Here is a 7,313-nt window from a genome sequence, read left to right as displayed (position 1 = left end):
ACCCAGGACACACACTTACAATGACCAGCGATCACACCCCAGGCAGGCCAGCGGCCCCGCGCCGCATGGCAGGTTACAAGCCGCTGGACACTCCCCCGGGCGTGCCGGCAAGCGACCCCCGGCCGCCCACCTCAGGCCCCACGGCGGCAACGCCGTCGAACCCCCCGGCCACAATGGACTCACCCGTCGCAGCGGATACCAGGGCCACGGCAGACACGGGTACACAGCCAACTGTGGCAGCGGCACCCCCTGCACGGAAACGACGCATGGGCAGCGGTACCCCGGCACCCGCCGAAGCCCCCTCAGCCGCGGCAACATCCACGCCCGACGCCGTGCGGGTGGCCCCGGAGGAAACCCGCAAAGAGGGTGCCCCCAAAACGCGCATGGGGAGCGCCCCCGCTTCCACGCCGGCCGCAGGCCCGTCCGCCGCGCAGACCAAGGCCGCCGCCCCGACCTCTGCGGCCGCGGGAGCCGCCACGGGCACTCAGGGCACGGGGACCACCGTCGCAGGCGGAACGGCCCAGTCACCGACCACTCTTCCGGGGTGGGTGAAGCCTGCCGCGATCGTCGTCGGGCTGCTGGTCCTGGCTGCCACGGTCGTATTAGGCGCCCGGTGGCTGCGGACCCTCGAAGGCGTGCAGCAATTCATTGCCTCCTACGACGGGCACGCCTCCCAGCCGGGGTCAGCCCCTGAGGGCATCCCGTCCTGGTTGGGCTGGCAGCACTTCCTAAACTTGTTCTTCATCGTCCTGATTATCCGCACCGGCCTGCAGGTCCGCACTGAGCGCAAACCCCCGGGCTATTGGACGCCGAAGAAAAACTCCTTCTTCGCTCCGAAGGGCAACAGCCCGAAGAAGGTCTCCCTCACCCAATGGCTGCACCAGTGCCTGGACGTACTCTGGGTTGTCAACGGCCTGGTGTTCGTGGTGCTGTTGTTCGCGACCGGGCAGTGGATGCGGATTGTGCCCACGCACTGGGATGTCATCCCCAACATGCTCTCTGCAGCCGTCCAATACGCCTCCCTCGACTGGCCCTCCGAGAACGGGTGGGTGCACTACAACGCGCTGCAGGTCGTGGCCTACTTCGTCACCGTGTTCATTGCCGCCCCGCTGGCTGTGCTCTCCGGGATGCGGTTCTCCACGTGGTGGCCGGAGAAGGCCGAACGGCTCAACAAGGCCTACCCGGTGGAGTGGGCCCGTGCAGTGCACTTCCCGGTGATGCTCTATTTCGTAGGGTTCACCATCGTGCACATCTTCCTGGTGTTCTTCACCGGGGCACTACGGAACCTGAACCACATGTACACCTCCAGGGACGTTGTGGACTGGTGGGGTCTGGTGGTCTTCCTGGCGTCGCTGGCCCTGGTTGCCGCCGCTTGGTTCCTGGCCCAACCACTGTTCACCACACCCATCGCAACCCGCATGGGCAAAGTCACCAAATAAGCCGAACGCAAGCTCCCTTGCGGGTACCTCTTTCATACGACACACCGCAAACAGCCGTTGCACCCTCCAGCCACTACTTCTCCTCTGAGGACCGTTATGACTACGCGAAGAGAAACGCTCGCTATCCGCTCGGGTGAGCACTGCCCTAAGACTGGCTGGTGGCAACCCCTGCAGTCGGAAGTCCGGGACCAAACAGCGCCCTCCCGGTTTGTCGGCCAAGGATGCGTCATGCCCAACGTAAACGGCGCCTCCACCTTGTGGGTGCAAAGCCACAATTCTCGCCTGCAGACCGACTATTAACCTGCTGACGCTGTTGTCCTGTTCACGCGAGCAGCTTCCCCGAGGAAAGATCCATGAATTTGGCTATGACCGCACTCTGCCTAGTTTTGCTGAATCGACCGCCCGACGAACCGAAGGTGTGACTCTGTGTCAATGACCGCTTCCGGCCACCACCCACCGCACGCCCCGGCAACCAAGGCCCACACGGACGCTGAACCACCCACAGATGTGCCCAAGCTGCCGGTCAAATGCCCGACCATAACCGGCCCTATGGAGAAGTTGATGAGGGTCCGCCTGCTCAGGGACCGTCCCGACGGGCTACTTGGCGTTCGTACGGGCGTCATGGACACCGGCCACTGGGTCCTCGACATGGACGGCCGCCCGACAGGCGCCGCCGCCGCCGTCATCTTGGACAACACCCTTTCCGCCGCCCTCCGCACCAGCGTGGATGGGCTCAACTGGGTGGTCACCACCGAACTGCACCTTAACTTCATGCGCCCGCTGCCCGCCGACGGAACCGTCCTCGAAGCCTGGACCCGGGCGCTGGTGGGCGATGAGGCCGGCGGAATGGCCACAGGAACACTCCAAGGTCCGGACGGGACCGAATATGTCCAGGGCACCGGCTGGTTCCAACGCGCAGAGGGAAACACCTCAGAAGGGCTGGACCGTTTCGAGGCCCTAGCGAAGCAACCGCTCGGCGAGGAGGAAGGGGCCTCTTTGGGTGCCTTGCTCGCCGCTGGTCCCGCAACCCCGGTCCTGCCGGGTGGTCGCCCCGACTTCGCCCAAAGCTTCGTTCCCGGACTCGGGTTTGCCCGCAAAGACCTCCTCCGCAACTCCCAAGGGGCCCTCCACGGCGGCGCATTGATGATGATGGCCGCCTTGGCCGCCCAACAAGCCATGCCCGACAGAACCGGCTACGACCTGCAGTCGCTCGGGGCTGCCTACCTGCGACCGGCATTCGGTGAAATCGCCACCCGAACACATGTGCGCTATGCCGGTTCGTCACTGCGGGTCGTCGACGTCGAACTGTTCAGCTCCGAACCAGGCAGCACCGGCAAAGCCTTCGTTCAGGCCACCGCCATATTCCGTCAAGCCCGATAGAGCTCGCGCGCCCGGCTTACTAAGCAAAGGTTCATGGTTTCCAGCGAGGCCTGGCATCGAACCGTGGGGGCCTAGCCGATGTGACTCCGGCACGCTGGTGATTTGTTGGCCGTGCGATTGGAGCGGACTACCAGATGCCCTTTCGCGGTTATCGGGGTGAAGCACACCCCATCCTGACGCCAGGTACAGCCGCGGAGCCGTCAGAATAGGGGTTGATTTCCCTTTTACGTCACCGTATTGAACCAGCCTGAGACCCAACGTGACGCTCGTGGCTCCAAGCCCGCGGCAATGAGCAACTCGCCGCTGCTGGCCCGAATGCCGCGCGCAACAGTTGCCGTATAGAAGGTGGAGGCCTTCGTCAGCAACAGCCGGTTCGGGAACCGCGCCGGTAGGGGCCGCAGTTAAACCTTTAGCTTTATCCATGTCAAGCTTTGTCAACAGCAAAAAGACAAATAGCCTTTGACCTGCGGAAACACTGTGCCCGAGGTGGGACTCGAACTGCATTCCCGCCCTTGCGAACACTGGAAACTCTAGGAACATGCGGAATTCGAAGCAGTCCGAGGGCTGTTCGACCCAGTCAGGGGCGAAGGGTGTTGACATTGTCAACAGGCTGGTTTTCACCGCTTGAAACTTCTTCGGACAACGGGTCGGCTACAACCGAGAGGGCGGTCGCCGTTGATCCTAACAGGGGCCTAGCCAGAGAGCCCGACCGCCGGAACTGATATGAGCGCAGGAATACGGGAGCTATTCCGGTCCGCAGTGCGTTCCCGTGGACGCGTTCGATCGCCTTTGCTAAATGTCTCCGTCATCGGCGCATTAGTTGCCGTTTTCTCTGCTTTGGGCGTCATCAGACGCACACAATTTAGGGCTTCTTATCGGACCCGTTGACCTGCACGGCGAGCGCCCGACTTCACGTACTTGAGGGCCGGCCAGGAGTCATGCAGTCTGCCGATTGCCCGGCGATGGATAAGCAAACGCATCACCTCTGCCTGTCATTCTGCTATGTCCCATGATCGCTGGGCGGTTCCTCCGCGCAACCGGGGCGCTACTGCGCCGACCCCGGGCGACCGAAAACTTCCAGAACGAAGGACACACGCTCCACCAGGAAGTTTTCGGCCCCCAGGGCCGGTCCCCCAAGTTGCACTCCGGCCCCTCAGCCCAGCGGATGGTCCCCTACCAGAACGGCACCCACGACCAACCGCAGAAAACACAACAACGCACGGGTAAGGGGAATTACGGATCATGGAAAAGCTCACCATCAAAACACCATCAGATGTCCTCAGCTTCATCGGGCACACCCTCGGCTTCTGGCCCCAGGAAAGCCTTGTCTGCATCACCCTGAACGACAACAGCATCGGCGCAACCCTCCGCATCGACCTCCCCCGCCAGACGGGCCAGGAACTCGCCTATGCACGCACCGTCGCCCACTACCTCACCAGCGACACCACCGCCGCGTCCATCCTCTTTGCCGTCTACACCAGCGAACCCTGTAGGCTCGGGTCAGCCAAACCCCACGCCGCCACCATCGCCGCACTCACCGGGGTCCTCGCAGAACAAGGCATCACAATCCGGGACGGACTCTTGGTCGGAGACACAGCTTTCTCCCCGTACGACGGCGAACCAGGCACCAGCCTCGCCCTACCCGTCAGCTCCACCCAAACCAGCGCCATCAACGCAGAATTCATCTACCGCGGCAGCTTCATCGAACCCACCGATCGCATAACCCTCCCAACCACCAGCCAGGCAGAAGCCAAGGCCACCGCCGTCGAACACCACATGGAAACCATCAGGTCCCAACAGTCTGAGACGGCGCTGCAGGAAGGCAGGAGGCTCTGGGCCGACATGCTCGATTCCAAGACTTTCCCGAGCGACGACGACTGCCACGCCCTGGTTGCAAACCTGCAGTTCCCCACTATCCGCGACCGACTCATCGCAGACATCCCAGGCGTGGACGAACCCATGCAGCACGTCCTGTTCGCCCAGACCGACACAGCCCCACAATGGTCACGCATCGAATGGGCCCAGCAACTACTCCTCCACGCCTACACCCGCACCAGCGCAGAACACGCAGCACCCGTCCTCACCGCCATCGGCTACATCAACTGGTGGGAAGGCAAAGGCAGCAAAGCCCACCAATTCCTCCAACTAGCCCTCGACACCGACCCCGCCTACCGCCTCGCCCGCCTCAGCGACCAAATGATCGGCTCCGGCCTCGTCGCCGGCTGGAACATGAACCGGGAAACTGCATATAAAACACTGCCCTTTGACATGACATGAGTCAAAAGGCCAAACCCGGATTCCAAAACGGGTCCTCCACTCCGCAGCCGACTGTTGAAGCCCGTGGTGCCGTATCCGAGCCGCAGATCACCTGACGCATGTCAGGGCGTTTTTGGTTGACGGAAGATCCACTATCGACTCTTCTGAACGAGCGGGGATTGCACCAGAACAGGGGCTGAGGTCGTGGTGGAAGGTTGCGCTCAGATAGTTTGCCCTGCGTCGGCTAGGAGGGTGCTTCCGGTCATGATGGTGGACAGATCGCTCGCGCAGAAGAGGACAATCCGCGCGATGTCGTCCGGGGTCCCGACGCGGCCGATGAGGCTGTTGGTCATCACCGCCATGGTCTGGCTCGATTCTTCCGTTGACGGGTGCCCCGCCGCGGCGGCCATGTTGCCTTCGGTGGGTACAAAGGTGGGTGCGACGCCGAGGACACGGATTCCGAGGGGTGCGAATTCGAGCGCCATCTGCTTCGTCATGCCGCGGACGGCGTGCTTGGATCCGACGTAGGCCGAGAGGCCTGGGGCTGTCCCTGTGAATCCGGCAGTGGAGACGATGTTGATGATAACCCCGCCGCGGTTGCCGCCGGCCATGCGCCGTGCGGCTTCGCGGGATCCGTTGAAGCCGAAAGCTCGTCCCTTCGATATCCAGCCACTGTGGACGAATTCACCGAGGATAAGACTGTCCTATGGATAACCATCGGAAGTGCACGCCGCGCCTTCGACTATCGCGAAGGGGTCGTCGTAGTGCCTGCCTGACATAGGCCGTACCCGTGGAACACGCAACTTCGCCGCAAATCTACGGATGTCTCTGACGTCAGGTTGGTACACGCCAACCTGACAAAATTCGAGGCTAATCTTGACTTCTTTCTGAGACGAGCCTAGAACTCAACCTGACGGGTTCAGGGTTGGAGGCAATCGGTGGCCGGACAGCGGATCGGGTACGTGCGCGTCAGCACTGTGGACCAGAACGAGAAACGCCCGCTCGAAGGCCAGGTTCTGGACCGGATCTTCACTGACAAAGCCTCCGGCCGGGTCACGGCCAGGCCCCAGCTCACCGAGCTATTGCGGTTTGCCCGGGACGGGGACACCGTAGTGGTGCACAGCATGGACCGGCTCGCCCGCAACCTCGATGACCTACGTGGCCTCGTTCAAGGCCTCACCCGCAAAGGCGTACGGGTGGAGTTCGTCAAGGAGAGCCTGGTCTTCACCGGCGAGGACTCCCCCATGGCCAACCTCATGCTCTCCGTAATGGGAGCCTTCGCCGGCTCCCTCATCAGGGAACGCCAGCGGGAAGGCATCGCCCTGACCAAACAGCGCGGCGCCTACAAAGGGCGGAAAAAGACCCTCACTTCGGAACGGGCCGCGGAACTGGTCCAGCGCGCTGGCACTGGTGTTCCGAAAGCCCTCCTTGCCCGTGACTACGGGATCAGCAGGGAGACCGTCTACCAGTATGTGCGCCACGCCAAGCTGGAGTGAGCCGGCCTCGCTATGCCACATCGGGACTTCACCGGAGCTTGACGGAATCCTCATTATCGGCTCCTTAGAAGGGCAGGGGAAGGAGCTCCAGAAGGGGCTTCTGAACTATGCTTCTGCAGTTCCGGTTCGGACCATCAGACGGGGGCCGCAACGAGATGTCCCTCGTTGGGTAGAGCCTGCTGTTATGTCATCAAGCGACTCTAAGCTTCGACTGGTAATTCCCCGAATGCTGCGTTGGAAGCTTCAATTTCCGCGGCGTGTTGGTCTATCCAATCGATAAGCGACAGGAGCCTGTCGGATAAACCTCGGCCAAGGACGGTCAATGAGTACTCCACGTGCCTACGTTCGTCGTCGATAACATCGCGTGCGATAAGGCCGTCTCGCTCTAGCATTCTGAGGTTGAGTGTGAGCATTCGTTGTGAAATGGGATGAGACGGATCTAGGGCCGCTAGCAATTTCCGCAGTGTAGAAGGACGGTAAGGACCTGTGCGAGTTATCATCAAAAGCCAGTTGCGCCAATAATTGCCTACATGGTCCACCACGCTCACGATGGGATTGCTGCGGGTAGAATCGTAACGGGCAAGTTGGCGGCAGAAATATCTGAAGTTCTCGGCTTCGGTTGGATTAAGATGGCCCTCCCCCAGGGAGATCAGAACCTCTCGAACTCGCGACAGAGCGGGGGCGCCCCACGTTTCTTCGCCATTCGCTGACGGCATTATGCGGATGGTGTCGTTCCCAGAGC

At 62.0% G+C, this 7,313-nt stretch carries 6 protein-coding genes; 4 read left to right on the top strand and 2 right to left on the bottom strand.

All coding sequences use genetic code 11. The features are described from left to right. The first annotated feature begins 266 nt into the window (after positions 1-266). The 3 genes from AC1D0A_RS21020 to AC1D0A_RS21010 all read left to right on the top strand — a co-directional run bounded on the left by AC1D0A_RS21020 (position 267) and on the right by AC1D0A_RS21010 (position 5,096). A complete protein-coding gene (locus AC1D0A_RS21020; protein WP_476946739.1) occupies positions 267-1,439 on the top strand; it encodes a cytochrome b/b6 domain-containing protein in 1,173 nt (390 codons plus the stop codon). Between the two features lie 561 nt (positions 1,440-2,000). Further along, a complete protein-coding gene (locus AC1D0A_RS21015) occupies positions 2,001-2,819 on the top strand; it encodes an acyl-CoA thioesterase domain-containing protein (RefSeq protein ID WP_476946738.1) in 819 nt (272 codons plus the stop codon). Between the two features lie 1,242 nt (positions 2,820-4,061). Further along, positions 4,062-5,096: a DUF4192 domain-containing protein gene (locus AC1D0A_RS21010; RefSeq protein ID WP_476946737.1), complete on the top strand. Its 1,035-nt coding sequence runs from the start codon at positions 4,062-4,064 to the stop codon at positions 5,094-5,096. Between the two features lie 200 nt (positions 5,097-5,296). Here the strand turns inward: AC1D0A_RS21010 and AC1D0A_RS21005 are convergent, their stop codons facing one another. Then, positions 5,297-5,740 (bottom strand): SDR family NAD(P)-dependent oxidoreductase, encoded by a 444-nt coding sequence (locus AC1D0A_RS21005; protein WP_476868303.1) that lies wholly within the window; start codon positions 5,738-5,740, stop codon positions 5,297-5,299. Positions 5,741-6,013: 273 nt separating this feature from the next. Here AC1D0A_RS21005 and AC1D0A_RS21000 point away from each other — a divergent pair, with 273 nt between their 5' ends. After that, on the top strand, positions 6,014-6,571 hold the full coding sequence (locus AC1D0A_RS21000; RefSeq protein WP_476946736.1) for a recombinase family protein: 558 nt from the start codon (positions 6,014-6,016) through the stop codon (positions 6,569-6,571). A 200-nt stretch (positions 6,572-6,771) separates the two neighbouring features. On the opposite strand, the gene AC1D0A_RS20995 is transcribed toward AC1D0A_RS21000, so the two are convergent. Next, on the bottom strand, positions 6,772-7,287 hold the full coding sequence (locus AC1D0A_RS20995) for a winged helix-turn-helix transcriptional regulator (RefSeq protein WP_476946742.1): 516 nt from the start codon (positions 7,285-7,287) through the stop codon (positions 6,772-6,774). Between the last annotated feature and the right edge of the window lie 26 nt (positions 7,288-7,313).

This window comes from Arthrobacter sp. P1_D4 (assembly GCF_056406115.1).
This window is presented reverse-complemented; position numbering and strand designations above follow the sequence as displayed.

Excerpts from the sequence above, each read along its gene's own strand:
- AC1D0A_RS21015 (WP_476946738.1), top strand. The coding sequence starts at position 2,001 with ATGAGGGTCCGCCTGCTCAGGGACCGTCCCGACGGGCTACTTGGCGTT.
- AC1D0A_RS21010 (WP_476946737.1), top strand. The coding sequence starts at position 4,062 with ATGGAAAAGCTCACCATCAAAACACCATCAGATGTCCTCAGCTTCATC.
- AC1D0A_RS20995 (WP_476946742.1), bottom strand. The coding sequence starts at position 7,287 with ATGCCGTCAGCGAATGGCGAAGAAACGTGGGGCGCCCCCGCTCTGTCG.
- AC1D0A_RS21020 (WP_476946739.1), top strand. The coding sequence starts at position 267 with ATGGGCAGCGGTACCCCGGCACCCGCCGAAGCCCCCTCAGCCGCGGCA.